Consider the following 433-nt stretch of genomic DNA (forward strand, 5'->3'; position numbering starts at 1 on the left):
GCCGGAGGAGCCGGTCGATCGCCCGGAGCGGTTCCTGGTGCGCAAGCTGGGGCGCGACTTCCTGGTGGCGACCGCCGACATCGAATACGCCCAGGCCGCGGGCAATTACATGAACCTGCACGTACGCGGCCACGACTACCCGCTGCGCAGCACCATGGCCGCGCTGGAGGCCCGGCTGGACCCGGCCCGGTTCGTCCGGATCCACCGCAGCTACGTCCTCAACCTGGGCTTTCTGGTGTCCATCGAGCCGCTGGACAACGGCGAGGCGCGCGCCCACCTGGCCGATGGCAGCGCGCTGCCGTGCAGTCGCCGCCAGCTGCCGGGGCTGCGGGCGGCGCTGGGGCAGGGCGGCACGCCGCCGGTCAGCGCGGCCACGCCAGCATGAACGGGCGGCCTGGGCTACAATTCCGGTCTTGTCCCAAGCCTTCAACAC

At 71.8% G+C, this 433-nt stretch carries 1 protein-coding gene; it reads left to right on the forward strand.

Going from position 1 to position 433, the window contains the following annotated elements:
- Window positions 1-385, forward strand: a 385-nt coding sequence (locus AC1DN0_RS41545) for a LytTR family DNA-binding domain-containing protein (RefSeq protein WP_477146677.1), incomplete at its 5' end; no start/stop codon positions are given.
- Between the last annotated feature and the right edge of the window lie 48 nt (window positions 386-433).

Source organism: Cupriavidus sp. 05N39, assembly GCF_056397325.1.